Source organism: Micromonospora sp. CPM1 (assembly GCF_023896895.1).
GTDB lineage: Bacteria > Actinomycetota > Actinomycetes > Mycobacteriales > Micromonosporaceae > Micromonospora > Micromonospora tulbaghiae.
This window is the reverse complement of sequence record NZ_JAMHIU010000019.1, coordinates 97,728-124,627: the sequence shown is the minus strand read 5'-3', so window position 1 is coordinate 124,627 and position 26,900 is coordinate 97,728. Positions and strand designations below refer to the sequence as shown.

Here is a 26,900-nt window from a genome sequence, read left to right as displayed (position 1 = left end):
TGGTCGCGGCGGCACCCGGCCGCCGCGACCACGCATCACCCGCGGCTCGCGGCGCCGCCGCGCACCGAGGTGAGTTCCGCCTCGATCAGGTCGGCGGCGCGGTCGGCGCCGCCGGCGGCGCGGGCCTGCCGCTTCAGCTCGGCGCTACGGGCCGCCACGGCGGGATCCGACGTGAGGGCGAGCAGCGTCTCGCGAAGCTCCGCGGCGGTGACGGTGGCCGAGTCGACGACCCGGGCGACGCCGAGGGCGGCCAACTGCTCGGCGTTCGCGAACTGGTCGGCCGCCTGCGGTACGGCGATCATCGGCGTCCCGCAGTAGAGACCCTCGCTGCTGCCGCCCATGCCGGCGTGGGTGACGAAGGCGTCCGCCTGCTCCAGTACGGCCAGCTGCGGCACCCACCGGTGGATTTCGACGCTGTCCGGCACGGGACCGAGTTCGGCGGGATCGACGTGCTCGCCGATCTGCAGAACGGTGTGCCAGCCGGGCAGGTCACCGAACGCGGCGACGCAGCGGCGGTAGAACTCGGGCTGCCGGGTGAAGGCGGAGCCGAGCGAGACGAGCAGCACCTTCCCGGCGCGCTCCGGTCGTACCCAGGAACCCTGGTCGGAGCGGTCCCCCAGGACCGGGCCGACGAAGCTGTAGACCGACCGGTCCACCCGGTCGGCGTTCGGCTGGAGCGCCTCCGGCGGCAGGACGAGGCTGCGGACCGGCCGCCCCTGGAACGCCATGCTGTCGGTGACGGACGAACCCTCGGCGGTCAGCCACGCTGTGAACCGCCGGTAGTAGTCGGCGCCGCGCGGATCGGCCCGCATCGCCTCCACGGCGGGCGCCATGTCCTGCTCGTAGCCGTCCCAGGCCACGAACGTGGAGGAGAGCTGGACGGCTGGGATCCCCCACTGCTCGCCGAGCAGCCGGGCCGGCGCGCCGGCGATGTCGTAGAGGAACAGGTCCGGCCGGTCGTCGACGTAGGCGGCCCGCAGCTGCGGCAGCATGGCGACGGCATCGTCGAGGAAGAGCGTGAGCTGCTCGATCGGGTCGTCGATGCCGGCGCCGCCGTCGGCGGGCAGGGCCGAGGCGTACGGCTTCAGCTCCGCGCCGGTGCGCCGGATGACCTCGGCGAAGGCGGGATCGTTGGCGTACGTGACCCGGTGACCGCGCCGCACGAGGGTACGGATGATCTCCAGGCTCGGGTTGACGTGCCCGTGGAACGGGATGCTGACCATGGCGATGTGCGGCAAGTGATCTCCTGATCTCTGCTGAGACGAGACGTACCGTCTCGCGTGTTCAAGCAGAGCACGACGCGGTGGCGCCGTCAAGACGATACGTCTCGTCTCGTTGTAGGCTCGCGGAGTGACCCCGCAGCCCGCCCGCCGCAACGAGCAGTCCCGCCGCGCGATCCTCGCCGCCGCCCTGGAACTGCTCACCGAAACCGGATACCCGGCCCTGACCGTCGAGGCGATCGCCGCCCGCGCCGGGGTCGGCAAGCAGACCATCTACCGCTGGTGGCGCGGCAAGGGCGCGGTCATCCTGGACGCGCTCGCCGACGACATGCCGGAGGCCATCGCCCTGCCCGACACCGGCGACCTGCGGGCCGATCTGCGTCAGGTCCTCCGGGCGACCGTCGCCGAGTTCGCCGATCCGCGCCTGTCCGCCACCACCCGCGCCATCACCATCGAGACACTCGCCGACGAGGACCTGGGCGGCCAGGCACGCGACCGGCTGCTCCGCCCCCAGCTGAACGCGGTCCGCGTACGCCTGGAGGCCGCCCGCGAGGCCGGTCAGGTCCGCCCCGACGCGGCGCTGGACCAGGTGGTGGAGCTGCTGTTCGGCCCGCTCTACCACCGCTGGCTGCTGCGCAACGGCCCACTGACCGACGACTACGCCGACGGCATCGTCGACCTGGTCGTCGCCGCCGTCACCCCGTCAACGGGCACCAGCGGCTAGCCAGTCGCCTGCGGCCTATCCGGCGGCCAGTTCCTGCGAAAGCCGATCGAGTCCGTCCCTTATCAGCTTCCCGTAACCGTCGTCGTCGAGCGCGCCGATCCCCTCCCGGGCTTGCCGGAGATGGTCCCGCGCCTGGTCGAGTTCGCCGAGCTTGCGGTGGCACTCCGCCAGGTTGAGATGCAGCGACGGGTACAGCCCGGCGACCGACATCGGCACCCCGGCCCGCGCGACCCGCGCGTCGGTGAGCAGGTCGGCCGCCGCGAGCGCCCGCCGGTCCCAGACAAGCTCCTGGCGTGCGTCGTCCTGCACGTCGGCCATCGCGTGGGCGAGGACGCAGACGTGTAGGGGGTCGCCCTGCTCCCCGCCGATCTCGTCCCAGATCCGGGCGAACAGGTCGCGGGCGTCCTCCCGCCGACCGTGCTGGTGGTGCATCTGGACGCCGTCGTTGATCCGGGTCAGCGTCGCGTCGAACACCATCGCCTGCTCCCTGGGATCGGCTGCGGTGGCGTGATTGTACGCCGGCAGCGCCCACGGAGCCTGCGCGCACATAACTGTCATTATGGTGCGCCGCCCATTCGTCCTTTTTGACCGTATGGATTGGGCGATTGCTGTTACCGGTAATCCGATAATTAACCATGACGGCGGCGGACTTGGGGCAGGTTCTCTTCCGCGTCGGCAGAGCCCTCGGCGCGCCGGAAGGCGGCGCGTCCCGCCCGGCTCGAAAATCAACGCATGACGACGCCTTCTCGCACGCGACAGGCAGCGGGCCCACCACCCCCACTGCACTACTACCTGGTGTACGACGCTGCCGGCGCGCTGGAAGGGCTGCTGGCTGAGGAGTTCCTGCTCGCGGCGGACCACTCCTCCGTCGGACTGGCGAGCGGTGGCTGGAGCCGGTCGGAGGGTCGCTGGTACGAGGCGTCGGCCACCAGCCGGCGCCTACGCGTGGACCCTGTGTTGCGCAAGCGAGTGACTCCCGTCGGCCGCTCCGCGGCGGCGACGCTCTATCGGGACCTCTGCGGTGCGGACCTGCCGGACGAGGACGCTCTGCGGGAGTGCCTCGGCGCCCCTCCGTCTCAGCCACCGTCCCCCTTGCGGTTGGGTGATTCCGAGCCCCGGCCGGGGTTCCGCGAGACGCGCGTCTACCGGATCCTGTTCGCCGGCGACTTGAGCCCGGACGGACTTGCGGCGCTCGGTGAGGCCTGGCAGATGCCGATCACCGGCGACCTGGCGGATCCCGGGGTACGCACGCTGGGCCCGGTGCGCCGTCAGGTCTCGGGCGACGCCGTTCGCTGGGATCTGCGCAGGGTAGCTGCGGGTGCGGCCTGGGGTCTGGACGTGACCTGCGATCTTCTCGGGGATCGCGACGAGGCGGTCGGTGTGCTGCTGCGCGGTCTGACGACGCAGATGCGCCAGCAGGGGATGATCCCTGTCACCGTCGACCGGTTCCGCTGAGACCGGCACGTGCTCCGGACCCTGTCCTAGCGCGCGAACGGCCTGATCATCTCGAACGGCTCGGGGAACCGCACCGGGATGCCGCTCTCCGCGCTCTTGCGGTCGAGAAACGCCTTCGTCACGGCGAACCTGTCGAAGACGGCCGGCAGCGGGCGCAGCCTGCGGTCCAGCGAGACGAAGAAGTCGTCCCAGTGGATCGGCACGATCAGGTCCGGACGCGTCGCCTCCACCACGTGCCGCCAGTAGTCGCTCTGGAACTGCTGCGGCTGCACCCCCAGGGCGCCGACGGCGAGATACAGGACGTCGGCGTCGAGCCCGTCGAACCTGCCCGGGACGAAGTTGGCGCTCGGATGGATCAGCAGCGAGCCGCCGGGGTGGGTGATGAAGAAGGAGAAGCAGCCGCCGTCGCGGTATCTGCTCGCCCTGACCGGCGGAACGAGCGGCTGCTCGATCGTGCCCGGGAACCTGTTGCCGGGGCTGTGGACGCCGGCGAGCACGCGCACGGTGAACGAGCCGATCGTGTGCTCGTCGCCGTCGACGATCCGCGTCATCGACTCCTCGCTGAGGCCCGAGCCGCGCCCCACGTGAAGAGTCGACTCGGAGCCGAACAATCGTCCGCCGAGCAGCTTGACGATCTCGGGGGCGTCCATGGCGTGGTCGTAGTGGGAATGGGCGACGAAGAGCGCGTCGAGAGCTGTCACACCGGCCCGGGTCAGGGCGCGGTTGATCCGCCCGAGGTCGGGGGCGACGCGGCCGAGCGCGACCCGGAGCAGGGACGGCCTGCTCAGGAAGCCGTCGATCAGGATTCCCGACGTCCCGTCGGACAGGTGGACGGTCGTGGTGCCGAAGAAGGTGGCTTCGACGGATGCCCCGCTGGAGCCCATGGACGGATGGTAGTGCGCCGACGAGCCGCTGATCATCAGCGCGCCGTGCCCGGCGAGGAGCCGGCCGCGTCGGCGTCACGTGCTTCGGTGTCCGGAGTGGTGCTGCGCAGGCTCCACCCGATCGACACCGCGATCGTCACCACGATCACGCCGAGGGTGACCGGGATGGGCAGCTTGCCGACCGGCGTCTCCGAGAGGATCAACTTCACGCCGGCGAAGGCGAGCAGGACGGCCAGGCCGTAGTGCAGGTGCACGAAGCGGCGTAGCAGCCCGGCGAGGCAGAAGTAGAGGCTGCGCAGGCCGAGGACGGCGAAGGCGTTGGCGGTCCAGACGATGAACGTGCTGGTGGTGATGGCCAGGATCGCGGCGACGCTGTCGATGGCGAAGATCAGATCGGTGGCCTCGACCGCGATCAGGACCACGAACAGCAGCGTCGCGACCCGTCTGCCGTCGACCCGGGCGAAGAACCTGTCGCCGTGGAAGGCCGGGTCGGTCGGAACGACCCTGCGGACCAGCCGGACGACGGGGTTGCGGTCCGGCGGGGTCTGCTGGTCGTGGCGGAACGCCATCTTGTAGCCGGTCCAGACGAGGAACGCGCCGAACACGTACGCGGTCCAGAAGAACGTCTCGAGCAGCTCGGCGCCGACGAAGATGAAGACCAGCCGGAAGGCCAGGGCGCCGATGACACCCCAGAACAGCACCTTGTGCTGGAACGCGGCGGGCACGGCGAAGTAGGTGAAGATCAGCGCGAAGACGAAGACGTTGTCGATCGACAGCGCCTTCTCGATCAGGTAGCCGGCGTAGTAGGTGCCGGCGACGTCACCGCCCTGCCAGGCCCAGAGGACGACGCCGAAGAGCAGGCCGGCGGCGATCCAGATGCCGGACCAGGCCGCTGCCTCACGGAAGCCGACGACGTGGTTGTCGCGGTGCAGGAACAGGTCGACGGCGAGCATCGCCGCGATCGCGAGCATGAGTACGGCCCAGATCCACCAGGACACCGACATGACGACGGGAAGACCTCTCGCCCGGGCCGGCACACGCGAGGTGCGCCGGCGCTGCTGGACGAGGGTCTCCCCGGGCCACCTCTGACGGTGACTGCATCGCCGGGAGCCGGATGGGCCGGGCCCGTACTGACGGCGGTGCGTGGATCGTCGGGTACTCCCCCTCGAACTACGATCCAGTATTCACGAAGCATCGTTCGTATGTCAAGCGGGTTGGGCCGTCGATAGGGTGACCGGATGGACGAAGACGCACGACGCCGGCACTCCTCGTCGTTCGGCGCGGCGGCGACCGCGTACGCCGAACACCGCCCGGACTACGCGCGAGCCGCCCTGCGGTGGGCGCTCAAGCCCGCCCCCGGCGCGCGGGTGCTCGACCTCGGCGCGGGCACCGGCAAGCTCACCGCCACGCTGGCCGAGGTGGGCGACGACGTGACCGCGGTCGAGCCGGACCCGGCGATGCTCGCCGAACTGCGCCGCACCCTGCCGGACGTACGGGCGCTGTCCGGCAGCGCGGAGGCGATCCCGGTGCCGGACGCCTCCGTCGACGCGGTGGTCGCCGGCAACGCCATGCACTGGTTCGACATGGCGGTGGCCGGGCCGGAGATCGCCCGCGTCCTCTCCCCCGACGGTGTCCTGGCCGGACTGTGGAACGTGGTGGACGACCGGGTCGACTGGGTGGCAGGGCTCGCGGCGGTCAGTGGCAGCGCCGCCATCGGTCCCCGGGACACGCCCGCGAGCTGGCGCGCCGCCACGGCCGGCATGCACCTGCCGAAGACGGGCGAGGCCCGGTTCGGCTCGCCCGAGCAGGCGGAGTTCCCGCACGGGCAGCGCCGTACCGCCGACTCGCTCGTGGCGACGCTCGCCACCCGGGCCGGGATGCTGGTCATGCCGGAACAGGAACGCACGGAGACCCTCGACCGCATCCGCGCGTACCTGGCCAGCCGGCCGGAGACGGCCGACGGTGAGTTCACGCTTCCGATGCTGACCTGCGTGCTGCGCGTACGCCGGTTGTGAGGACGATGACCGGCGCGGACGTCCGGTCCGCCGCCGCCGCGATGGCCGCCGTGCTGCGGCCCGCCGCCGACCGGGACTGGACGGTACGCGCCGGAGACCTGGACTGGTCCTGCTGGACCACCGCCGCGCACATCGCGCACGACCTGGTCGCGTACGCCGGTCAGGTCTCGGGCCGGCCCGACGGCGGCTATCTGCCGTTCGACCTGCGGGTACGCGCCGACGCCGCGCCCGCCGAGGTGCTCACTGTCGCGGCGGCCGCGGCCGGGATGCTCGCCGCCACCATCGACGCCGCGAGCCCGGACGACCGGGCGTGGCACTTCGGCCCGTGCGATCCGGGCGGGTTCGCCGCGATGGGCGTGGCCGAGATCCTGCTGCACACAGGCGACCTGGCCCGCGGGCTCGGCCTGGACTGGTCGCCACCCGCCGGGCTGTGTGCCGGGGTGGTGCACCGGCTGTTCCCCGACGCACCGGACGGCGAGCCGGCGCCGGTGCTGCTGTGGCTGACCGGCCGCGCGCCGCTCGGCGACCGGCCGCGGCGTACCGCGTGGACCTGGCAGGCGGCGCTTCGCTGAGCGTTCTCAGCGACGCCACCAGCGCCAGCGGCGGCGCGGGCGGGCCGGGTCGGCGCGGGGCGGCTCCGGTGCCGTGACGGCCGGCGCGCCGCGGTCCCGATCGGCACGCCAGCGGCGCACCGCCTCCTCGACGTTCACCGGACGGACCACCACGCGTGGCCCGGTCGGGGTACGCAGCCAGGCCACCACCTCGGTGTTGAGCGCCGCCACGTACGACCGGACGGCCTCCTCGGTGGGCAGGTCGCGCAGCTCGGCCGGGAGCTGTTCGATGCGGCGGCGCAACTGGAGCGGCGTGGGCAGCAGCAGGTCGGACGGGATCTGCTCGCGCTCCATGAAGCTGCGGATCCACCAGCCCTCGTCGTAGGGCATGTCGCGCCCCGGGATGGGCTTGCCGGCACCCGGCAGGTTGTCGAACTCGCCGCGTTCCTGGGCCGAGCGGATCTGCGCCTCGACCGCGGCCTCCCAGCCTGTCGTCACCGCCGTCACCTCCCGTACCCACGGTATCCGCCGCCGTCCGACAAGACTCAGCGTCGTGCGGGGCCCGACTGTTCCCGCGCGCCGGGCGGGGACGCCGCGTAGCGTGCCACCGGAAACGGAAAGGGGTGACGGCGTGCGCGACTGGCTCATCGGACTCGCTGTGGCGACGGCCTGCCTGGTCGCGAGCTGGGCGGTGCTGGTGCTGCTGGCCCGGCGCCTGCCGCCGGGGATCCTGCGCGATCTGGCCGCGTTCGTACCCGACTGCGTGACCGCCGTACGACGGCTGCGCCGTGACCCGCGGGTGCCCCGCCGCGCCCGGGTCGCGATCGTGGTCGCCGGGCTCTGGGTGGCCAGCCCGATCGACCTGATCCCGGAGTTCCTGCCGGTGATCGGCCCGCTCGACGACATCGTGGTGGTGGCGCTCGCGTTGCGCTACGCCGCCCGGCAGATGCCCCGGCAGGTGCTGCTCGACGCGTGGCCGGGCGAGCCGCGGCTACTGCTGCGCCTGATCGGCGGCACTGTCACTTCCTCGTCATGAGACCGGCCGGTGGCGGACGTGGCGGTGGCCGTCCCGGGGGAACGGCGGGCGGGCCGGCAGCACCTCGGCGAACGCGTACCCGCTCTTCTCCGCAACCCGGCAGGACGCCGGGTTGTCGACCTGGTGCAGCAGCTCCAGGTGGGTCAGCCCGGTGGCGGCGAACCGGGCGAACGCCCACGCGGTGACCGCCTCGACCGCGCGCGGCGCGACGCCCCGGCCCCGGGCCGGCGCGGCCGTCCAGTAGCCGACCTCGGCGGCCGGACGGCCCGGGCGGACGTCCTTGAGCACCACGCAGGCCACCACCTGTTCCCCCTCCAGCACCGCGAACATGAACCGGTGCCCGGCGGCCCAGCCCTGGTGGCTGCGGCGCAGGAACACCTGCGCCTGCGCCGGGCCGGTCACCGGATGACTGGTCCAGGCGCGCAGCACCGGATCCCGGTACGCCTCGATCAGCGCGTCGGCGTCACCGTCGCGCCACGGACGCAGCAGCAGGGCGGGCGCGGTCGGGGTGGCCGGCGCGGACAGCACGATCGACATGCCGCAAGTATCACCGCCGCAACACCGGCACCACCGCCCCCTGCTCCGGCGATCATGAGGTTGGCGGTGACAAATCGGACGCCAGCGGCAGCCAACCTCATGATCGACGCAGTGACGGTGGGAGGGGACAGTGCGGGGCGGCGGGTGGGCGTAGGGTCCGGGAAGGCGGGAGCGGGGAGGCGATGTGGTCACTGTCGGCGCAGTCATGGGAATCGCCCTGGTGGCGCTCGGTCTGGTGCTCACGCCCGGGCCGAACATGGTCTACCTGGTGTCGCGGTCGGTGACGCAGGGGCGGCGGGCCGGGCTGGTGTCGCTGCTCGGCGTGGCGGCCGGCTTCCTGGTCTACCTGGCCGCCGCGGTGGCCGGTATCGCCACCGTGTTCGTGCTGGTCCCGCCGCTGTACACGGCGGTGAAGCTGGCCGGCGCGGCGTACCTGCTGTGGCTGGCCTGGCGGACGCTGCGCCCCGGTGGCACGTCGGCGTTCACCCCGACGCCGCTGCCGCCCGACCGGCCCCGGCGCCTGTTCACCATGGGCCTGGTCACCAACCTGCTCAACCCGAAGATCGCCATCCTGTACGTGTCGCTGCTGCCGCAGTTCGTCGACCCGGCGCGCGGGCACGTGGCGGTGCAGAGTCTGTTGCTCGGCCTGACCCAGATCGTCGTGGCGCTCACCGTGAACGCGCTCATCGTGCTCAGCGCCGGCTCGGTGTCGGCGTTCCTCACCCGCCGGCCGGGCTGGGCGCGCCTGCAGCGGTACGTGATGGGCACGGTGCTGGCGGCGCTCGCGGTGCGGATCGCCGCCGACCGCTCCCGCGCCGCCGTCGCCACCCCCTGACCGGGGTACGCGCATCAGCGCGCTGCCTCGCGTAGCACCGCCACTCCGCCCGGCTCCAGCGTCAGGGAGCCGTCGACCGTCGCGCCGGTCAGCAGGTCGAGCCCGGTGACCGGCAACCGCTGCGGCTGGTCGGTGTGGTTGAGCAGGTAGAGCAGGCTTCCGTCGGCGTCGTGCCGACGTACCGCCTCCACGCCCGAGGGCGCGCCGGGGCAGGTAGGGGTCACACCGGCGAGCCGGGCCGCCTCGGTGAGCAGCCGCCGGTAGGTGTCGTCGTCGGGGCGGGTCGAGACGTACCAGGCGTACGCGTCGCCGACCCGGTTGCGGGTGACAGCGGGCCGGCCGTCCAGCACTCCCCCGGCGTACGCGCTGATGGTCTCGGCACCGGCCGGGTGCACCGTCTCCGACCAGATCCGGCCGGTCCCGCCGCCGGTCAGCGGCACCTGTTCGTCGTCGGCGAGGGGGTGGAACTCCTCCACGCGCACGCCGAGCAGGTCCCGGTACGCCCCCGGGTAGCCGCCCAGGCGCACCCGGGCGTGCTCGTCGGCCACGCCGCTGAGCCAGGTCACCAGCAGGTGCCCGCCGCCGTGGACGTGCCGGCGTACCCAGTCGGCTGTGGCGTCCGAGGCGAGGTAGAGGGCGGGGAGCACGAGCAGCCGGGCGCCGTCGAGCGGGCTGCCGGGCGGGACGATGTCGGCGGTGACGCCCGCGTGCCACAGCGCCCGGTGCGCGGCGGCCACCTCGCCGGGGTGGTCGAGTCCGTCGCGGGGCATCCCCGGGTGCCGCAGCGCCCAGCCGCTCGCCGCGTCGTACGCGACGGCCACGGCCGCCTGGACGCGGCCCGGCGCGGTCCCGGCGAGCCGGCCCAGCGCGGCACCTAGGTCGGTGGCCTCGCGGAACACGCGGGTGTCCGCCCCGGCGTGCGACACCACTGCGGAGTGGAAGCGTTCCGCGCCGCCGGCCGGGGCGCGCCACTGGAAGAACATCACTCCGGCGGAGCCGCGTGCGACGTGGGCGAGGCTGTGCCGGGTCATCCGGCCGGGTTCCTTGGTGTGCATCCGCCCGGCGGTGTGGATCTGGTTGGGCGCGCTCTCCATGAGCAGCCACGGCACCGGCCGTCCGGCGCCGTGGCGGGCCCAGCCGCGGGCGAGGTCGGCGGCGAGCGCGGTCTGTTCCTCCGCGCCCGCGTCGGTCGTGGACGGGTAGTGGTCGATCGCCACCAGGTCGACCTCGCGCGCCCAGCGGGCGTGGTCGACCGGCACCCAGTCGCCGAGCACGGAGTTGGTGGTGACCGGCACGGCCGGGTTCGCCGCGCGCAGCAGGTCCCGCTGCTCGGTGTACGCGGACAGCAGCGTGTCGGACCAGAAGCGGCGGAAGTCGAGCAGTTGGCCGGGGTTGGCGAGGTACTGGGTGGCGCGCGGCGTGCCGACCTGCGCCCAGTCGGAGTAGTGCTGGCTCCAGAAGCTGGCGACCCAGGCGTCGTTGAGCGCGTCGAGGTCGCCGTAGCGGGTGGTGAGCCAGCGGCGGAACGCCGCCTCGGCGTGCGGGCAGTGGCAGGTGGTGCCGTACTCGTTGTGCACGTGCCACAGCGCCAGCGCCGGGTGGTGTGCGTAGCGGGCGGCGAGGACCCCGGCGATGCCGCGGGCGGCCTCGCGGTACACGGGCGCGGCGGCGCAGTAGGTGTCGCGGCTGCCGTGGGTCAGGCGGACGCCGTCGGCGGTGACCGGCAGCGCGTCCGGGTGGCGCAGCGAGAACCAGGGCGGCGGCGAGGCGGTGGGGGTGGCCAGCGCGGCCCGGATGCCGGCCGAGTGCAGCAGGTCCAGCGCGCGGTCGAGCCAGTCGAGCGTGTACCGGCCGGGCTCGGGTTCCAGCCGGGACCAGGCGAACACCCCGACGGTGACCAGGTTGACCCCGGCGGCGCGCATCAGGGCGACGTCCTCGCGCCACACACGCGGCGGCCACTGCTCCGGGTTCCAGTCGCCGCCGTAGCAGAGACGGCCGTCGTCCCACGGCGCTTTAGTTGTCATCCCGGCCAAAATAGGAACAGGTGAGAAGGAAAGTCAATGCCGTCGATCATTGACAGTTAGTTGGGCTTCCAAAGAAACTGGCGGGACCGCCCGTGGACGCCGCGAGGAGACGCCCATGCCGTACCGCCCGCCGCTGGTCCCGTACGAGACGTTCGTGGCCGACCCGCCCGACCTGCCGGTCCGCGCCCCCGGCGAGGAGGGCGCCGACGACGTGCTGCGGGCCGCTGTGGCCGCGACCGACGCGCACGGGGTCACCCTCACCGCGACCTGCGCGTCCGGCCGCACGCTGGTCGCGCGGGTCGAGGCCGCCGGCGACGGGATCATCCGGGTACGCCTCGCCGACGACCTCTCGGTCCGCAGCCGGTCCGCGGCCGCGCTGACACTGGTCCACCCGCAGCCGCACCCCGCAGCCGTGACCGTCACCGACGGACACGTCCGGGTCGGCGCCGGTGGTGTGGTCGCCGAGCTGCGCCTGGACCCGTGGGGGCTGCGGTTCCTCACTCCCGACGGGCGGCTGCTGCTGGCCTCCGACGGCGGTACCCGGGACATCAGCGGCCGCCGCCGCACGCTGCCGCTCGGCCGCTCCACGTTCGACGGCGAGCCGGTCGCCTGGCACGAGAGCTTCGTCGCGCCCGGCGACGAACGGTTCGTCGGCTTCGGCGAGAAGTTCACCCCGCTGGACAAGCGTGGCCAGCGCCCGCTGATGTGGAACTTCGACGCCTTCGGCGGCGAGTCCGACCGCTCGCACAAGAACGTGCCGTTCTACCTGTCCGACAGGGGTTACGGCGTCCTGGTCGACAGCGGGCTGCCGGTGCAGTTCGACGTGTGCGCGAGCACGCACAGCAGCGTGCAGATCCTCGTCCCGGACGACCTGCTCGACTACTACGTGCTGGCCGGACCCGCCCCGGCGCAGGTGCTCGACCGGCTCGACGCGCTGACCGGACGGCCGTACCTGCCGCCGAGGTGGGCGTTCGGCGCGTGGATCTCGTCCGGCTTCTTCCCGGACAGCCAGCAGCGCGTGCTGGAACGGGCCCGGCGCATCCGCGAGCGGGACATCCCCTGCGACGTGCTGCACCTGGACTGCTACTGGCAGGTCGCCGGGCACTGGTCGGACCTGCGCTGGGACGCCGACGCCTTCCCCGACCCGGACGGCATGCTCAAGGACCTCACCGAGCAGGGCTTCCGGGTGTGCCTGTGGATGAACCCGTACCTGATGACCGGCAGCCCGCTCTATGCCGAGGCCGAGGCCGCCGGGTACCTGCTGCGCCGGCCGGACGGGAGCACGTACGTCGCCGACACCTGGCACGGCAGCTACCCCGAATGCGCCATCGTGGACCTGACCGCCCCGGCCGCGGTGCGCTGGTTCCAGGGCCTGCTGCGGCCACTGCTGGCGCAGGGCGTCGCCGTGTTCAAGACCGACTTCGCCGAGGGCGTACCCGCCGACGCGGTCGCACATAACGGCATGACCGGCGTCGAACTGCACAACGTGTACGCGCTGCTGTTCAACGACGCGGTAGCCGATGCCACCGAGGAGGTGGCCGGGCACCGCACCGTGTGGGCGCGCTCGTCGTACCTGGGCGGGCAGCGGCACAGCGCCCAGTGGAGCGGCGACGTCAACGCCACCTGGCCGGGCATGGCCAGCACGCTGCGCGGCGGCCTGTCCCACGGGCTGTCCGGGGTGCCGTTCTGGAGTCACGACACCGGCGGCTTCCACGGCACCCCCGAGCCGGACCTGTACGTGCGCTGGACCCAGTTCGGCGCGCTCTCCCCGCTGGTGCGGCTGCACGGCACCACGAGCCGGCTGCCGTGGGAGTTCCCGCCCGAGGCGGAACGGCACGCGGTGGACGCGCTGCGGCTGCGCTACCGGCTGCTGCCGTACCTCTGGTCGGCGGCGGTGGCGAGCGCCCGTACCGGCGGCCCGATGCTGCGGGCGCTGCTCGTCGACACCGCGGACGACCCGGCCGCCTGGACCGCCGACCTCCAGTACCGCCTCGGCACGGATCTGCTGGTGGCGCCGGTGCTCGACCCGTCCGGCGAACGCGCCGTCTACCTGCCGGCGGGCGACGACTGGCTCGACGCGTACACCGGGCAGCGGCACCCCGGCGGCCGGCACCTGCGGGTACGCGTGCCGCTGGACCGGCTGCCGCTGTACGTGCGCCACGGCGCGCTGATCCCCACCGTGGCACCCGCGGCGACGGTCGGGACCGGCCCGTTCCGGGATGTCACGCTCGTGGCCTGGGGTGGCGTCGACGGCGTGAGCGTGGTGCGGGATCCCGACGGCGACACCACCGTCACCGCGGTACGCGACGGCGACACGCTGCGCGTACGCGTGGACGGGCCGCTGGACGTGCGGCGGGTCAGCGTGGTCGGGACGGACCCGCCGCGCCGGGTGGTGCTCGACGGCGAGCCGATGCCGGTGACGCCGTTCGCGCCGTGGTTCGGCGGCCGGGACCGCCCGGCCGGAATCTCGCCCATTTAGTTTAAGCTGTAGCCGAACTCGGGCCGGGCGCAGGAGGCGGGCAGTACGTGATCAGCATCGACCGGCCGACGGCCGACCTCGGCGACGTGCGGGTGACCAACCGGGCCGCGGTGCTCCGGCACGTCCGCCGCCACGCCCCCTGCTCCCGGGCCGACGTCGCCGCCCACACCGGGCTGAACAAGGCCACCGTCTCCAGCCTGGTCGCCGAGCTGATCGAGCACGGCCTGCTGCGGGAGACCGGGCTGACCGAGAACCGGGTGGGCCGCCCGGCCACCATGCTCGTCCTCGACGGCTCCCGCTACGCCGGGCTCGGCCTGCGCATCGGCGCTGACGAACTGGTCGCGGTCGCCGCCGGGCTGGGCGGCGACCCGGTGCTGACCTGGCGGCGCGCGTTCCCCGCCGCGACCGCCGGTCCCGAGGAGACGGTGAAGGCGCTCGTCGCGCTGATCCGCCGTGCCGTCACCCGGATCGGCACCGACCGCACCGTGCTCGGCCTCACCGTGGCCGTGCCCGGGCTGGTGGACCCCGACGGCGACGTGCCGGCCGCACCCGCGCTGGGCTGGCGCGGCGTGCCGCTGGCCGCTTCGGTGCGTCGCGCGCTACGCGACAGGGGTTTCCCCGTCGCCGTCGACACCGAGGCCAACCTGGCGGTGCTGGCCGAGCGGCGGCACGGCCCGTACGCCGCCACGACCGACCTGGTGCACCTCACCGGCGGCCCGGCGATCGGCGCGGGCCTGATCAGCGGCGGCCGGCTGCTGCGCGGCGGGCGGGGCTTCGCCGGCGACGTCGGGCACCTGCCCCTGGCCGCGGACGGACCGGCCTGCGACTGCGGGCGGCGCGGCTGCCTCACCGCGCTGCTCGGCGTGGACGCGGTGATCCGCCGCCTGCTGCCAGGCGCCGGACCGGTCACCGACCACCTGCCGGAGGTCGAACGGATCCAGGCCCTGGCCCGCGCCGGGGACGAGCCGGTACGGACCGGGCTCACCGAGATCGGCCGGTTGCTCGGGCAGGCGGCGTCGGTGCTGTCCGGGCTGCTCGACCCGGAGGTGGTGGTGGTCGGCGGGCACCTGGCGGCGCTCGCGCCGTGGCTGCTGCCGGCCGCCCACGCCGAACTCGCGGCCCGCACACCCGTCCCGCCCGGCGTGCGGCTGGAGGCCAGCACGCTCGGCTCGGCGGCCGGGGCCCTGGGCGGAGCCACCGCCGCACTGGCCACAGTGGAGGCCGGGCGCCTGCCCGCCGGATGACCCCTTGACCGCACCGGCCGGAAGGTGCCAACCTCGGTAGCGCCGCGTCCGGGACCGGGCAACCTGCGAAGCGGCGTGTTTTTCGGCGGTTGTCGAAGCGCTTCACCACCGCTCCGGGCCGACACCGCCGCACCCCCACCACCCCTTTTCGCGTGCGCGACGCCGCATCACCGGCTCGTCCGTCGAAGCGCTTCGACGGACGAGCGGCAACACGTACGCCGACCGGAGGCGCCCACCATGACCGACCCCGTCCCCCACCGTCTCGACGACCTGCTGGCCCGGCTCACGCTGCCGGAGAAGCTCGGCCTGCTGCACCAGTGGCAGGCGCCGGTGCCCCGGCTCGGCCTGCGCGCGTTCCGCACCGGCACCGAGGCGCTGCACGGCGTCGCGTGGCTCGGCACGGCCACCGTCTTCCCGCAGGCGATCGGCCTGGCCGCGACCTGGAACCCGGACCTGATCCGGGCGGTCGGGGCCGCCGTCGGCGACGAGGTACGTGTCAAGCACCGGGCCGACCCCGACCGCGTCGGCCTCAACGTGTGGGCGCCGGTGGTCAACCCGCTGCGCGACCCCCGGTGGGGACGCAACGAGGAAGGCTGGTCCGAGGACCCGTGGCTGACCGGCCGGCTGGCCACCGCGTACGCGCTCGGGTTGCGCGGCGACCACCCGATCCGGCTGCGGACCGCGCCGACGCTCAAGCACTTCCTCGGCTACAACAACGAGACCGACCGGGCCACCACCTCCAGCGACCTGCCGCCGCGGGTGCTGCACGAGTACGAGCTGCCGGCGTTCCGCGCGCCGCTGGCGGCCGGCGCGGCGGTGGCGGTGATGGCGTCGTACAACCTGGTCGACGGCGTGCCGTCGCACCTCAGCCCGCTCATCGAGGGCGAGCTGCGCGGCTACGCCGACGACGAGATCATGGTGGTCGGCGACGCCGGTGCGGTCGGCAACATCGCCGGCGTGCAGGAGTACCTGCCCGACCACGTGGCCGGGTTCGCCGCCGCGCTGCGCGCCGGCATCGACAGCTTCACCGAGGACGACGAGGACAGCACCCCCACAGTGGAACGTCTCACCGAGGCGCTGGCGCGCGGGCTCGTCAACGTCTCCCACGTGGACCGGGCGGTGCGGCGGATCCTGTCCGTCCGGTCGCGGCTGGGCGACCTCGACCCCGATCCCCACGACGACGTGCCGCCCCACACGCTCGACAGCCTCGCCCACCGGGAACTCGCCCGCGAGGCCGCCCGCCAGTCGGTGGTGCTGCTGCGCAACGACGGCCTGCTGCCGCTGCGGCCCGGCACGCGCGTCGCCGTGCTCGGCCCGCTCGCCGACACCGTGCTCACCGACTGGTACAGCGGCACCCCGCCGTACACCGCCAGCGCGTACGCCGGCCTGCTCGGACGCCTGCCCGAGGTGACCACCCATCCCGGCGCGGACCGGATCACGCTGCACGTCGGTGACCGGGCGGTACGCGACGACGGCGACGGCCCGCTGGCGCTCGGCGACGGCCCGGCCGAGTTCGACGTCGTCGACTGGGGGCGCGACGTGGTGGCGCTGCGTGCCGTCGGCACCGGCCGGTACGTCGGCGCCGACGACACCGGGGCGCTCGTGGCCGACCGCGACGGACCGGGCGGCTGGGTGGTACGCGAGACGTTCCGCCTGCACCACCGGCCCGACGGCACCGCGCTGCTGCACCACCTGGCCACCGGCCGGCACGTCGGCGTCGCACCGGACGGGCGGCTGAGCGTCGCCACCGGCGACCCGGCCGTGTTCACAGTGACGCTGCTCGTGGACGGGGCCGCCGAGGCCGCCGCGCTGGCGGCCGCCGCCGACGTGGCCGTGGTGGTGCTCGGCAACCACCCGATGGTCAACGGCCGGGAGACCGAGGACCGGGCCGACCTGGCGCTGCCGACCGGCCCGGCGGAGCTGCTGCGGGCCGTGCACGCCGCGAACCCGCGTACCGTGCTGGCGCTGACCAGCAGCTACCCGTACGCGGCCGGCTGGGCCCAGGAGCACCTGCCGGCGGTGCTGTGGAGCGCCCACGGCGGACAGGAACACGGCAACGGGCTGGCCGACGTGCTGCTCGGCGCCGCCGACCCGGGCGGAAGGCTCACCCAGACCTGGTACGCCGACGCCGCCGAACTGCCCGACCTGCTCGACTACGACGTCATCGGCGCCGACGCCACCTACCTCTACCACCGGGGCGAGCCGCTGTACCCGTTCGGGCACGGGCTCAGCTACGCCGAGTTCGACTACGCTGACCTCCGGCTGAGCACCGCCACGGCGCGCGCCGGCGAGGAGGTGGAGGTGAGCGTCGAGGTCACCAACACGGGCCGCCGCCCGGGCACCGAGGTCGTGCAGCTCTACACCCGGCAGCGGCGCTCCCGGGTCAAGCAGCCGCTGCGGCAGTTGCGCGACTTCGCCCGCGTCACGCTCGACCCGGGCTGCGCCGCCCGGGTGACGATGCGTCTTCGTACCGCCGACCTGGCCTGGTGGGACGAGACCCGCGCCGCGATGGTGGTGGAGGACGCCGTCCACTCGGTGCTGGTGGGCCGGTCCGCGCGGGACATCCGGCTCGCCGGCGCGCTCACCGTCACCGGCGGCGACGCCACAGCCGAGCCGGCGGGCACCAGCTTCGGGACGGCCCGGTGACCGGCCGGGCCCCTGGCGAGCAGGTCACCATCGCCGACGTGGCCCGCCATGCCGGGGTGGCGGCCAGCACCGTGTCGTACGTGCTCAGCGGCAAACGCACCATCTCGGCCACCACCCGCAGCCGGGTGCTGGCCAGCGTCCGCGCGCTCGGCTACCACCCGCACGCCGGGGCCCGCGCGCTCGCCAGCCGCAGGGCCAACGTGATCGCGCTGGTGCTGCCGCTGCGTACCGGCATGCAGGTGCCAGTGGTGATGCGCTTCGCCACCGCCGTGGTCACCACCGCCCGCCGCCACGACCACGACGTGCTGCTGGTCACCGCCGACGAGGGACCGGCCGGGCTGCACCGCATCGCCGGCAGCGCGCTCGTCGACGGCGTGCTGCTGATGGACGTGGAGCTGGAGGACTCCCGGGTGCCGCTGCTGCGCGAGCTGGCCCTACCCGGCGTCCTGATCGGGCACCCCGCCGACAGCACCGGACTGGCCTGCGTGGACCTGGACTTCCGGCGCGCCGGTGAGCTGTGCGTGGAACACCTGGCCGCCGCCGGGCACCGGCGCGTCGCGCTGCTCGGCGCGCCCGCCGCGGTCTACGACCGGGGCACCGGATTCGCCCACCGCACCCGCGCCGGGGTACGCGCCGCCGCGCAGCGACTCGGCGTCGACGCGGTGACCCGGCCCTGCGAGGAGGGACCGGCGGCGGTACGCCGCGACCTGGAGACGCTGCTCGCCGACCACCCGGACGTCACCGGGCTGGTGGTGCAGAACGAGTCGGCGGTCGGTCCGGTGCTCGCCACGCTGCCGCTGCTGGGCCGCCGGGTGCCCCGCGACGTGTCCGTCGTGGCGATCTGCCCGGACGAGCTGGCCGAACAGTCAGGGCTCACCTGCGTGCCGGTGCCCGCCGAGGAGGTCGGCCGGCAGGCGGTGGCGTTGCTGATGCGGCGGTTGAGCGGCGAGCCGGTGCCGGAGGTGACGTTGCTGGAACCGCACCTCACCGTGCGGGACACCAGCGCCGGGACCGGACGGTGACGGCGCACCGCATCCACGACACCGCGCCGGCCGACGACTGGACCGACGCGTTCCTCACCGGCAACGGCGAGCTGGGCCTGATGGTCCCCGGACGGCCGCACGCGGAGCGGATCGTGGTGAACCACCACCGGCTCGTCCTGCCCAACGGCACCCGGCACGCCCGCGCGCCCGAGCTGGCCGGCCGGATGCCGCACATCCGCGCACTGGTGCTCGCCGGGCGACGGGCCGAGGCGGCCCGGCTGCTCACCGGCGGCCGGGAGCTGGAGTGGACCCAGTCGTTCCACCCCGGGTTCGCGCTCACCGTCGACGCGCCGCCCGGACCGGTAGGCGGCTACCGGCGTGACACCGACTTCACCACCGGGGAGGTGACTGTCGAGTGGCGGAACGGGCGGCGGCGCTGCTTCGCGTCCCGCGCCGACGGCGTCGCGGTACTCCACCTCGACCAGGGCGACTGCGTGGTCGAGGTGACGGGTGAGCTGCCCGGCAGACCGGCCGACGTGGTGTACGAGCAGGCCGCGTACCGCCGCGACGGGCTGGTGTTCCTGCGGGTACGCGCCCGCTACCCGGACGCCGGTGGCGCGTACGGGTTCGAGGGGCTGACGCTGCTGCGCGGCGACGCGAGCGTCGACGGCGACCGGGTGCGGGTACGCGGACCGGCGCTGCTCACCACGCTCGTCGACCGGCCCGGCGCGCCGCCCTGGCGTACCCGGGCCTCGGAGCGGCGGCTCGCCGCGCTCGCCGGGAACTACGAGGAGCTGCTGGCCCGGCACGTGCCCCGCCATCACGGCCCGTACACCCGGGTCGGCCTGGACCTCGGCGTGCCCGCCGCCGACCGGGCGCTGCCAGTCGGTGAGCTGCTGGCCCGGCAGGCCGCCGCGCCGGACCGGCTGGACCCGGCGCTGCTGGAACGGCTCTTCCACTCCGGCCGGTACCTGCTGTTCAGCGCCAGCGGGGTGCTGCCGCCCCGGCTGACCGGGCTGTGGCTGGGCTCCTGGGACGCCGCGTGGGCCGGCGACTTCACCACCGACGCGAACCTGAACCTCCAGCTCGCGGGCGCGAACGTGGGCGCGCTGCCGGAAGTCACAGCGGCGCACGCCCGGCTGGTCGCCGCGCAGGTGGACCACTGGCGCGCCAACGCCCGCGCGGTGCACGGGGCACGCGGGCTGCTGGCGCCCAGCCGCACCGACGGCGAGCACGGGCACCTGTTCCACGTCCACCCGGAGTGGCCGTTCACCGCGTGGCTGGCCGGCGCGGACTGGCTGCTGCACCCGCTGTACGAACACCACCTGGTCACCGGTGAGCCGCTGGGCGAGGTGGCCGGCTGGCTGGCCGAGGTGGCGGACTTCTTCGCCGACGTGCTGACCGTCGTGGACGGCCGTCCCGCGCTGGTGCCGTCGTACTCGCCGGAGACCGGCCCGTACGACGACACCGGCCGGACCGCGCCCGTCGCGGTCAACGCCACCATGGACGTCGCCGCGGCCCGGCACGCGCTGCGGCTGGCCGCCGAGGTGATCGGCGGCGACCGGTGGGCCGGGGTGCGGGCGCCGGACTACCTGGTCGACGGGCGCGGTGCGCTGGCCGAGTGGGCGTGGCCCGGCAGCACCGGCGACGAGGACCACAGGCACGTCAGCCACCTGTATCCGGTGTGGCCGCTCGACGAGATCAACCCGGACGACACCCCGGAACTGGCCGTCGCCGCGCACCGGGCGTTGACGCTGCGCGGCGACGAGAACCGGTCGGCGCACGGCAGCCTGCACCGGGCGCTGGCGGCGGCCCGGCTGCGCGACGGCGAGCTGGTCGCGGCGAACCTGCGCAAGATCCTCGGCGCGGACATGTTCTTCCGGTCGCTGATGAGCGCCCACAACCCGGGCCGGACCACGTACAACGCCGACGCCGCGCACGCGCTGCCGGCGGTGCTGATCGAGTCGCTGGTCCAGTCGCGCCCGGGGACGCTGCGGCTGCTGCCCGCGCCGCCGCCCGGCCTGCCCGCCGGCACGCTGCGCGGCATCACCTGCCGGGGCCGGGTCACCGTCGAGGAGCTGACCTGGGCGCCGGGCCGGGTGCGGGCGCGGCTGGTGTCCCCGGTGGCGCAGCGCGTGGTCGTGCACGCGCCGGGCGGTCACCGTGCGGTGGCGCTGACCCCGGACCGGCCGTACGAGGTGGCGTTCGGCTAGAGGTTGTCCGGGCGGGTCAGCGCCGGGTGCCTCTCCCCCGGCGCCGCGTACCAGGGCGGGGCGTCGTCGGTCAGTGCGGTGCCGATCCGCAGCCGCGCCCAGTCGTCCAGGTCCGGCAGCGCGTCCGGCGCGAACCAGGCGGCCGCCAGCGACTCGTCGCCGTCGGCCGTCGGCGCTCCACCGATCGCCCGGCAGCGGAACCAGACGTTGAGGTATTCGCAGGCGTCGCCGTTGGGGTAGACCACCGGGTGGGTGGCGACACCTGCCAGCCGGTCGATCGTCACCGCCACGCCCGTCTCCTCGTGGACCTCCCGCACCAGCGCGTCGGCGGGCTGCTCGCCCGGGTCCACGGTGCCCGCCGGAACGGACCATCGGCCGTTGTCGCCCCGGCGGGCCAGCAGCACCCGCCCCGCGTCGTCGGTCACCACGCCGCTGACGCCGTACAGCATCAGCAGGTCGTGGCCGACGTGGCGGCGCAGCCGGGCGATGTAGGGCGAGACGGCCATGGCGAGCAGGCTACCGGCGGGCCTGCCCGTGCCGCCGGACCATGCCCTCGGCCAGCGCCGCGCCGTCCAGGTCACCGGCGGCCAGCCGCCCGGCGACGGTACGGCGCACCATCCGGTCGGCGAGCGCCGGAGCGTGCCGGGCCAGCGCCATCTCGATCCGGCCCCGCCGGGTGGTGGCCACGTCCCGTGGCGCGCGCCGGGCGGTGGCGGCGCGCAGGATCGCCGCGACCACGCCCTCGACCGGCTCCGGCCGCGACACCCCGCTCAGCGACAGCCCGGCCGCCACCGTGCTGTCGTGGATCGGGGAGGCGACCATGCTGGGGTAGACGACGCTGACGCCGACGTGCGTGCCGACCTCGTGGCGCAGTGCGTCGGCGTACGCGACGAGCGCCCGCTTGCTGACCCCGTACGCGGCGGCCAGCGGCAGCGGCAGCACGGCCATCCGGCTGGCCACGAAGACCACCCGGCCGTGGGCGGCCTCCAGGGCCGGCATGGCGGCGGCGGTGGTCCGCCAGGCGGCGAGCAGGTTCACCTCGATCTGGCGGCGGACCACCTCGTCCGGCGGCAGCTCGGCGGGCGCGGGGCCGCCCACACCGGCGTTGTTGATCAGCAGGTCCAGCCCGCCGAGCCGGTCGACGGCGGCGGCCACCGCCGGTGGCGTCGCGGCCGGGTCGGTCAGGTCGACGCCGAGCACCGGCGGTGTGGCGTCGGCGTCGGCGTGCAGGTCCAGCCCGACCACGTGCGCGCCGGCGGCGGTGAGCGCCGCGCCCAGGTGCTGTCCGAACGTGCCCCGGGCGCCGGTGACCAGCACCCGCCGCCCGGCCAGCCCGCTGGTCCGGCCCGGCGCGCTCATCGTGCCGCTCCGGCGCGGCGACGGCCGACGGCCAGTTCGCGGCCGAGCTCGGCCAGGTAGACGTCGAAGTCGACGCGCATGTGCGGGCGGCGCTGCCCCCACCGGGCGGTGGCGGCGCGCAGTTCGTCGCGGCAGGCGGCGGCCTGGCGGGCCGCGTCCGGTGGCGCCCAGGTGCCGGCCAGGCGTGCGGCCACCAGCCGGGCCTGCGCCTCGACCAGGGGGAACGCCGCGCCGGTGGACTGCATGAGCCCGACGAACGCCAGCCCGGGCGCGTCCAGGTGGAACACGTGCCGGTACAGGGGCAGCCGGTCCGCGCCGTCGCCGAGCAGCGCCGGGTCGAGGAACGGCATCTCCACCCGGTAGCCGGTGCACCAGACGACCAGGTCGACCTCGTCGTGGCGGCCGTCGGTGAACTCGACCCGGTCGCCGTCGAAGCGGGCGATGCCGGGCCGGGCCTGGATGTCGCCGTGGGTGAGCCGGGACAGCAGCGCGTCGGACAGCGTCGGGTGGTCCTGGAGGAAGCCGTGCGCCGGTGCGGGCAGCCCGTACCGGGTGGGCGGCCCGACGGCGGTGGTGATCATGGTCTGGCTGATCCGCTGCCGCAGCCGCCAGGGCAGCCGGCGGGCGAGCGCGCCGTTGAGCGTGTCCGACGGGCGGCCCAGCAGGTACTTGGGCACCACCCACACGCCCCGGCGCAGCGACAGCAGCGTGCGCGCGGCGGCGTACGAGGCGTCGACCGCGATGTCCATGGCGGAGTTGCCGCCGCCGACCACGAGCACCCGGCGCCCGGCGAGCTGCTCCGGGCCGCGGTAGTCGTGGCTGTGCATCTGCTCGGCCGTGCACTCACCCGGGTACGGCTCGGGTCGCTTCGGCACCCGGTTGTGCCCGTTGGCGACCACCACCGCCTCGACGTCGACCTCGACCGGGCCGTCCGGGCCGGTGGCGCGCACCCGCCAGCCGTCGCCGGCGCGGGTGACCCGCTCGACGGTGTGCCGCAGCCGTACCGCCTCGCGCAGCCCGAACCGGTCGGCGTAGCCGCCGAGGTAGCCGGCGATGCGGGTGTGGTCGGGGTAGTCGGGCCAGTCCGCCGGCATCGGGTGGTCGGCGAACTCGGTGCGCCCCTTGCTGGTGTTCAGGTGCAGCGTCCGGTACGCGGGCGAGCCGGGTGCGCCGTACACCCAGAGGCCGCCAAGCGTGTCGGCCGCCTCGAACGCGATCGCCGGGACACCGGCGTCGGCGAGCGCCTTGAGTGTGGCCAGCCCGGCGGCTCCGGCGCCGACGACGGCGACCCTCGGTACGGCCATGCCCGCCTCCTTAATCCAACGACCGATGGATAATCCCCGGAGCGGAGGCCGGCGTCAAGGGCGGGTGTCTCCCGGGCCGCCGACGTACAGCGCGTCGAGGAACCGGTGCACGAACGCCCTGAACTCGCGCCGCTCCCGCGCGCCCGAGCCGGTCCCGGCGGCCAGCGCCACCACGTGCCCGTGCACCGCCCAGACCAGGGAACGCACCGTCACGTGCGGGGTCGGCTCGGTCAGCGCGCCGGCCCCGGCCGCGGCCACCAGCAGCTCCTCGACCAGCCCGTACAGCGGCGCGGCGTAACGGCGGTCCAGCTCACCGTGCCGCTGCGGCTCCAGCCAGCGGCGCAGCCACAGCGCCGTCGTCTCCGGCCGGTCCTCCAGGAAGTCGACGAACACGTCGACCAGGTCGTGCAGCGCCCGCAGCGCGTCGGGCGGCCCGGCCGACAGGGCCGCCCGGGCGCGTTCCCCGGCCGCCTCGATGACCTCCCGCTCGGCGCTGAACACCCGGGCGAAGCAGGCGTCGTAGAGCTGCGCCTTGGTGCCGGTGTGGTGCACGACGGTGGCCGCGTCCACGCCCGCGGCGGCGGCGACGTCGCGGACGCTCACCGCGTCGAAGCCCCGTTCGGCGAACAACGCGGTCGCGGCGGCGAGCACCAGGTCACGGGTCGGCCGCTGGTCGTCGCGGCGGGGCCGGCCCGGCCGGCGGCGAGGCATGGTCATCCGGCCATTGTTCCCCCTACAATCCAGCAACCGTTGGATTGGGGGCGGCGTGCCCCGAGGACAGGAGACCGCCATGACCGGGCTGGATCAGCGCTCCGACGCGGTCACCCTGCCGCGCGGCCCGCTCGTCGGGTTCGCCACCGGCTCGCTCGGCATGGGCGTCTGGGTCACCGTGCCCGGGCTGCTGCTGCTCTACTTCCTGACCGACGTGCTGGCGGTCGCGCCGTGGCTGGCCGGGCTCACCCTGCTGCTGCCGAAGATCGCCGACGTGCTGCTGCACCCGTGGATCGGGCACCGCTGCGACGTCGAGCAGGCCCGCCGGGGCCACCGCCGCCGACTGCTGCTGGCCGGGTGCGTGCTGCCGCTGGCGTTCGCCGCGCTGTTCGCGGTGCCCGGCGACCTCACCGGCGCCGCCGCCGCGGGCTGGGTGGCGGTGTTCTTCGTCGTCGGCAACCTGCTGTTCGCCGCGTACCAGGTGCCCTACCTGGCGACCCCGGCGGACCTGCGGATCGGCTACCACGAGCGGACCCGGCTGATGGCGTTCCGGATGGTGGTGCTGACGCTCGGCATCCTGGTCTCCGGGCTGCTCGCGCCGCTGCTGGCCGGTGGCGACGACGCCACCCGCGACGGTTACCTGCGGATGGGCGTGGTGCTGGCGGCCGGCATGCTCGCCGCGATGCTCGTCGGCGTCGCCGGGATCGGCCGGTTGCGCCGCACCGCCGCCGACACGGCCCCGCCGCACGGCCCGGGCGGGTGGCGGGCCCTGGCGGCGAGCCTGCGCGACCGGCAGTTCCGCTGGCTGGTCGGCGCGTACCTGGCCATGTCCACCACCACCCACCTGGTGCTGGCCGGTGTGCCCTACTACGCCGAGTACGAGCTGGGCCGCCCCGGGCTCACCACGGTGCTGGTGGCCGCGTTCGTCGCGCCCGCGCTGCTGGTCACCCCCGGCTGGCTGGCGGTGGCACGGCGAATCGGCAAGCAACGAGCCCTGCTCGCCGGGCAGGTCGCGTTCGCCGCCGGGTCGCTGGTGCTGGCGGTCGGCCGGCCCGCCGGGCTGCCGGTGCTGGTCGCCGCCGTGGCGGTGCTCGGGGTGGCGTTCGCCGGCATGCAACTGCTGCCGTTCTCGATGCTGCCCGACGTGATCCGCGCGGCCGACGGCACCGAGCGGGCCGGCACGTACACCGGGGTGTGGACCGCCACCGAGGCCACCGGCGCGGCGCTGGGCCCCTACGCGTACGCGCTGTGCCTCGCAGCCGGCGGGTTCGTGGCCTCGACCGCCGGGCAGAGCGTGACCCAGTCCCCGGCCGCGCTCGACGCGCTGCGCTACGGCTTCGGGCTGCTGCCCGCCGCCGTGATGGTGGTCGCGGTGCTGCTGCAACGCCGCTACACCCTCGACGGCGCGGCCCGGGCCGACGCCGCCGGATAGACTTCGCCCCCGATGGACGCCGAGCCCGCCACCGACATCCGCCCCTGCGCCCACTGCGGACGCGACGTGCCGCAACGCGTCGGCGCGGGCCGCCCGTTCCGCTACTGCCGGGACAACGACGGCGCCTGCCAGCGGGCCGCCCGCAACTCGCGGATGCGCCACCGCAACTCCCCCGGCCTGCCCGGGCAGGTGGCCCGCACCTGGGAGGCGGTGGACCGGCTCGACCAGATCGTGGAGACGCTCACCGAGGCGCTGCACGCCGAACTGTCACCGGCCGGTGTGGAACGCCAGCTCGCCGAGCTGCGCGCGGAGACGTCCGCGCAGGTCGCGGCGGCGCACGCCGAACGCGACGAGGCCCGCCGCGAGGCCGAGGACGCCACCGCGGCGGCTGCTCGCGAGCGGCAGCAGGCCCGCGCCGCGTACGCCGAACGCGACGACGCCGCCGACCGCGCCGAGCGGGCACAGGCCACCGCGTCCGCCGCCGCCGAGCGGGCCACCGCCGCCGAGGACGCCCGCGACGCCGCACGCGCCGAGGCGGGCGCCGCGCAGGCGCTGCGGGTGCAGGCCGAACGTGACCGCGACGCCGCGCGGCACGAACTGCGCACGGTACGCACCGAACGCGACGCCGAACGCCGCCGGGCGGCCGAGCTGACCGCCGAACGGGACACCGCCCGGGCCGACGCCGGGCGGGCCACCCGCTCCGCCACCGAGGCCCTGGACCGGGCCGAACAGTCCCGCGCCGAGGCCGACCGGGCGCGCGCCGAGGCGCAGGACGCCCAGGGCCGGGCCGCCGAGGCGGAACGTGCGGCCCGGGTCGCGACCGAGCAGGCCGACGCGCAGGCGGCTGCCGCCCGGCAGGCTCGGGCCGAGCGGGACCGCGCCGACGCGGCACGTGTCGACACCGAGGCGGCACTGGAGCGCGTGCGCGCCGAAGCTGCCGCTTCGGCCGAGCGGGCCCGTGCGGAAGTGGCCGCCGCGGTGGAGCAGGCTGCCGCCCGTACCGCCGAGCGGGACGCGCTGGCCGCGGAGCTGGCCGAGGCGCGGCGGGCAGTGAGCGCCGCGGAGGCCCGGGCGGCCGAACTGGCCGCACGCACGGCCGTGATCGAGGCGGACCGGGACGCCGCGCAGCGGCGCGCCGGGCAGCTCGCCGACCAGGTCAGCGATCTGGCCACGGCACTGGCGCGGCTGGGCACGCGGACCGGCTGAGGCGGCCACGGGCTGGGAACGGGGCAGCGCCACACCCGGGCC

Annotated in this window: 24 protein-coding genes; 13 read left to right on the top strand and 11 right to left on the bottom strand. The window is 74.8% G+C overall.

Annotation, left to right across the window (positions count from 1 at the left end; genetic code table 11):
* Positions 1–35: 35 nt before the first annotated feature.
* On the bottom strand, positions 36–1,238 hold the full coding sequence (locus M8C11_RS22670; RefSeq protein ID WP_252452868.1) for a macrolide family glycosyltransferase: 1,203 nt from the start codon (positions 1,236–1,238) through the stop codon (positions 36–38).
* Between the two features lie 112 nt (positions 1,239–1,350).
* Here M8C11_RS22670 and M8C11_RS22665 point away from each other — a divergent pair, with 112 nt between their 5' ends.
* Positions 1,351–1,944, top strand: coding sequence for a TetR/AcrR family transcriptional regulator (locus tag M8C11_RS22665; RefSeq protein ID WP_252452865.1), 594 nt, complete (start codon positions 1,351–1,353; stop codon positions 1,942–1,944).
* A 15-nt stretch (positions 1,945–1,959) separates the two neighbouring features.
* Here the strand turns inward: M8C11_RS22665 and M8C11_RS22660 are convergent, their stop codons facing one another.
* Entirely contained in the window at positions 1,960–2,421 is a 462-nt protein-coding gene (locus M8C11_RS22660) for a tetratricopeptide repeat protein (RefSeq protein WP_252452862.1), read from the bottom strand.
* A gap of 318 nt (positions 2,422–2,739) precedes the next feature.
* On the opposite strand from M8C11_RS22660, the gene M8C11_RS22655 reads away from it, so the two are divergent.
* Positions 2,740–3,399 (top strand): hypothetical protein, encoded by a 660-nt coding sequence (locus tag M8C11_RS22655; protein WP_252452859.1) that lies wholly within the window; start codon positions 2,740–2,742, stop codon positions 3,397–3,399.
* A gap of 26 nt (positions 3,400–3,425) precedes the next feature.
* Here M8C11_RS22655 and M8C11_RS22650 read toward each other — a convergent pair whose 3' ends face one another.
* Together M8C11_RS22650 and M8C11_RS22645 are read right to left on the bottom strand one after the other, a co-directional pair.
* Positions 3,426–4,283: an MBL fold metallo-hydrolase gene (locus M8C11_RS22650; RefSeq protein WP_252452856.1), complete on the bottom strand. Its 858-nt coding sequence runs from the start codon at positions 4,281–4,283 to the stop codon at positions 3,426–3,428.
* 35 nt (positions 4,284–4,318) lie between these two features.
* Positions 4,319–5,287, bottom strand: coding sequence for a TerC family protein (locus M8C11_RS22645; protein WP_252452853.1), 969 nt, complete (start codon positions 5,285–5,287; stop codon positions 4,319–4,321).
* A gap of 234 nt (positions 5,288–5,521) precedes the next feature.
* Here M8C11_RS22645 and M8C11_RS22640 point away from each other — a divergent pair, with 234 nt between their 5' ends.
* Together M8C11_RS22640 and M8C11_RS22635 are read left to right on the top strand one after the other, a co-directional pair.
* On the top strand, positions 5,522–6,298 hold the full coding sequence (locus M8C11_RS22640; protein WP_252452850.1) for a class I SAM-dependent methyltransferase: 777 nt from the start codon (positions 5,522–5,524) through the stop codon (positions 6,296–6,298).
* 5 nt (positions 6,299–6,303) lie between these two features.
* Complete coding sequence (locus M8C11_RS22635; protein WP_252452847.1) at positions 6,304–6,870, top strand: maleylpyruvate isomerase N-terminal domain-containing protein; 567 nt, start codon at positions 6,304–6,306, stop codon at positions 6,868–6,870.
* Between the two features lie 6 nt (positions 6,871–6,876).
* Here the strand turns inward: M8C11_RS22635 and M8C11_RS22630 are convergent, their stop codons facing one another.
* Positions 6,877–7,347 (bottom strand): DUF1992 domain-containing protein, encoded by a 471-nt coding sequence (locus M8C11_RS22630; RefSeq protein ID WP_120573781.1) that lies wholly within the window; start codon positions 7,345–7,347, stop codon positions 6,877–6,879.
* 133 nt (positions 7,348–7,480) lie between these two features.
* On the opposite strand from M8C11_RS22630, the gene M8C11_RS22625 reads away from it, so the two are divergent.
* A complete protein-coding gene (locus M8C11_RS22625) occupies positions 7,481–7,885 on the top strand; it encodes a YkvA family protein (RefSeq protein ID WP_120569920.1) in 405 nt (134 codons plus the stop codon).
* On the opposite strand, the gene M8C11_RS22620 is transcribed toward M8C11_RS22625, so the two are convergent.
* Entirely contained in the window at positions 7,880–8,422 is a 543-nt protein-coding gene (locus tag M8C11_RS22620; protein WP_120569921.1) for a GNAT family N-acetyltransferase, read from the bottom strand. The genes M8C11_RS22625 and M8C11_RS22620 overlap by 6 nt on opposite strands.
* A 205-nt stretch (positions 8,423–8,627) precedes the next feature.
* Here M8C11_RS22620 and M8C11_RS22615 point away from each other — a divergent pair, with 205 nt between their 5' ends.
* Positions 8,628–9,257 (top strand): LysE family translocator, encoded by a 630-nt coding sequence (locus tag M8C11_RS22615; RefSeq protein ID WP_256487306.1) that lies wholly within the window; start codon positions 8,628–8,630, stop codon positions 9,255–9,257.
* Between the two features lie 14 nt (positions 9,258–9,271).
* Here the strand turns inward: M8C11_RS22615 and M8C11_RS22610 are convergent, their stop codons facing one another.
* The gene (locus tag M8C11_RS22610) at positions 9,272–11,281 is read right to left on the bottom strand and encodes a beta-galactosidase (protein WP_252452844.1); all 2,010 of its coding nucleotides are present in this window, start codon (positions 11,279–11,281) and stop codon (positions 9,272–9,274) included.
* A gap of 115 nt (positions 11,282–11,396) precedes the next feature.
* Between M8C11_RS22610 and M8C11_RS22605 the strand changes: the two genes are divergently transcribed.
* From M8C11_RS22605 to M8C11_RS22585, 5 genes are all read left to right on the top strand, one after another.
* Positions 11,397–13,760, top strand: a complete 2,364-nt coding sequence (locus tag M8C11_RS22605; protein ID WP_252452841.1) for a TIM-barrel domain-containing protein — start codon at positions 11,397–11,399, stop codon at positions 13,758–13,760.
* 47 nt (positions 13,761–13,807) lie between these two features.
* The gene (locus M8C11_RS22600; RefSeq protein WP_252452839.1) at positions 13,808–15,004 is read left to right on the top strand and encodes an ROK family transcriptional regulator; all 1,197 of its coding nucleotides are present in this window, start codon (positions 13,808–13,810) and stop codon (positions 15,002–15,004) included.
* A 237-nt stretch (positions 15,005–15,241) separates the two neighbouring features.
* On the top strand, positions 15,242–17,650 hold the full coding sequence (locus M8C11_RS22595) for a beta-glucosidase (RefSeq protein WP_252452838.1): 2,409 nt from the start codon (positions 15,242–15,244) through the stop codon (positions 17,648–17,650).
* Positions 17,647–18,672 carry a LacI family DNA-binding transcriptional regulator gene (locus M8C11_RS22590; RefSeq protein WP_252452837.1) on the top strand — a complete coding sequence of 342 codons (1,026 nt, stop codon included), beginning with the start codon at positions 17,647–17,649 and terminating at the stop codon, positions 18,670–18,672. The genes M8C11_RS22595 and M8C11_RS22590 overlap by 4 nt, the downstream gene beginning before the upstream one ends.
* Positions 18,669–20,846, top strand: coding sequence for a glycoside hydrolase N-terminal domain-containing protein (locus tag M8C11_RS22585; RefSeq protein WP_252452835.1), 2,178 nt, complete (start codon positions 18,669–18,671; stop codon positions 20,844–20,846). The genes M8C11_RS22590 and M8C11_RS22585 overlap by 4 nt, the downstream gene beginning before the upstream one ends.
* On the opposite strand, the gene M8C11_RS22580 is transcribed toward M8C11_RS22585, so the two are convergent.
* Genes M8C11_RS22580 through M8C11_RS22565 form a run of 4 tightly spaced genes read right to left on the bottom strand, consistent with a single transcriptional unit; the run spans position 20,843 to position 24,226 of the window.
* Positions 20,843–21,352, bottom strand: a complete 510-nt coding sequence (locus M8C11_RS22580) for an NUDIX domain-containing protein (protein WP_252452833.1) — start codon at positions 21,350–21,352, stop codon at positions 20,843–20,845. The two genes, M8C11_RS22585 and M8C11_RS22580, sit on opposite strands and share 4 nt — an antisense overlap.
* A 10-nt stretch (positions 21,353–21,362) precedes the next feature.
* Positions 21,363–22,205 carry an SDR family oxidoreductase gene (locus tag M8C11_RS22575; RefSeq protein ID WP_252452831.1) on the bottom strand — a complete coding sequence of 281 codons (843 nt, stop codon included), beginning with the start codon at positions 22,203–22,205 and terminating at the stop codon, positions 21,363–21,365.
* A complete protein-coding gene (locus tag M8C11_RS22570) occupies positions 22,202–23,509 on the bottom strand; it encodes an NAD(P)/FAD-dependent oxidoreductase (RefSeq protein WP_252452828.1) in 1,308 nt (435 codons plus the stop codon). The genes M8C11_RS22575 and M8C11_RS22570 overlap by 4 nt, the downstream gene beginning before the upstream one ends.
* 54 nt (positions 23,510–23,563) lie before the next feature.
* Positions 23,564–24,226: a TetR/AcrR family transcriptional regulator gene (locus M8C11_RS22565; RefSeq protein ID WP_252452825.1), complete on the bottom strand. Its 663-nt coding sequence runs from the start codon at positions 24,224–24,226 to the stop codon at positions 23,564–23,566.
* A 73-nt stretch (positions 24,227–24,299) separates the two neighbouring features.
* On the opposite strand from M8C11_RS22565, the gene M8C11_RS22560 reads away from it, so the two are divergent.
* A complete protein-coding gene (locus M8C11_RS22560; RefSeq protein ID WP_252452822.1) occupies positions 24,300–25,652 on the top strand; it encodes an MFS transporter in 1,353 nt (450 codons plus the stop codon).
* Between the two features lie 12 nt (positions 25,653–25,664).
* Positions 25,665–26,858 carry a hypothetical protein gene (locus M8C11_RS22555; RefSeq protein WP_252452819.1) on the top strand — a complete coding sequence of 398 codons (1,194 nt, stop codon included), beginning with the start codon at positions 25,665–25,667 and terminating at the stop codon, positions 26,856–26,858.
* The last annotated feature ends 42 nt before the right edge of the window (positions 26,859–26,900 follow it).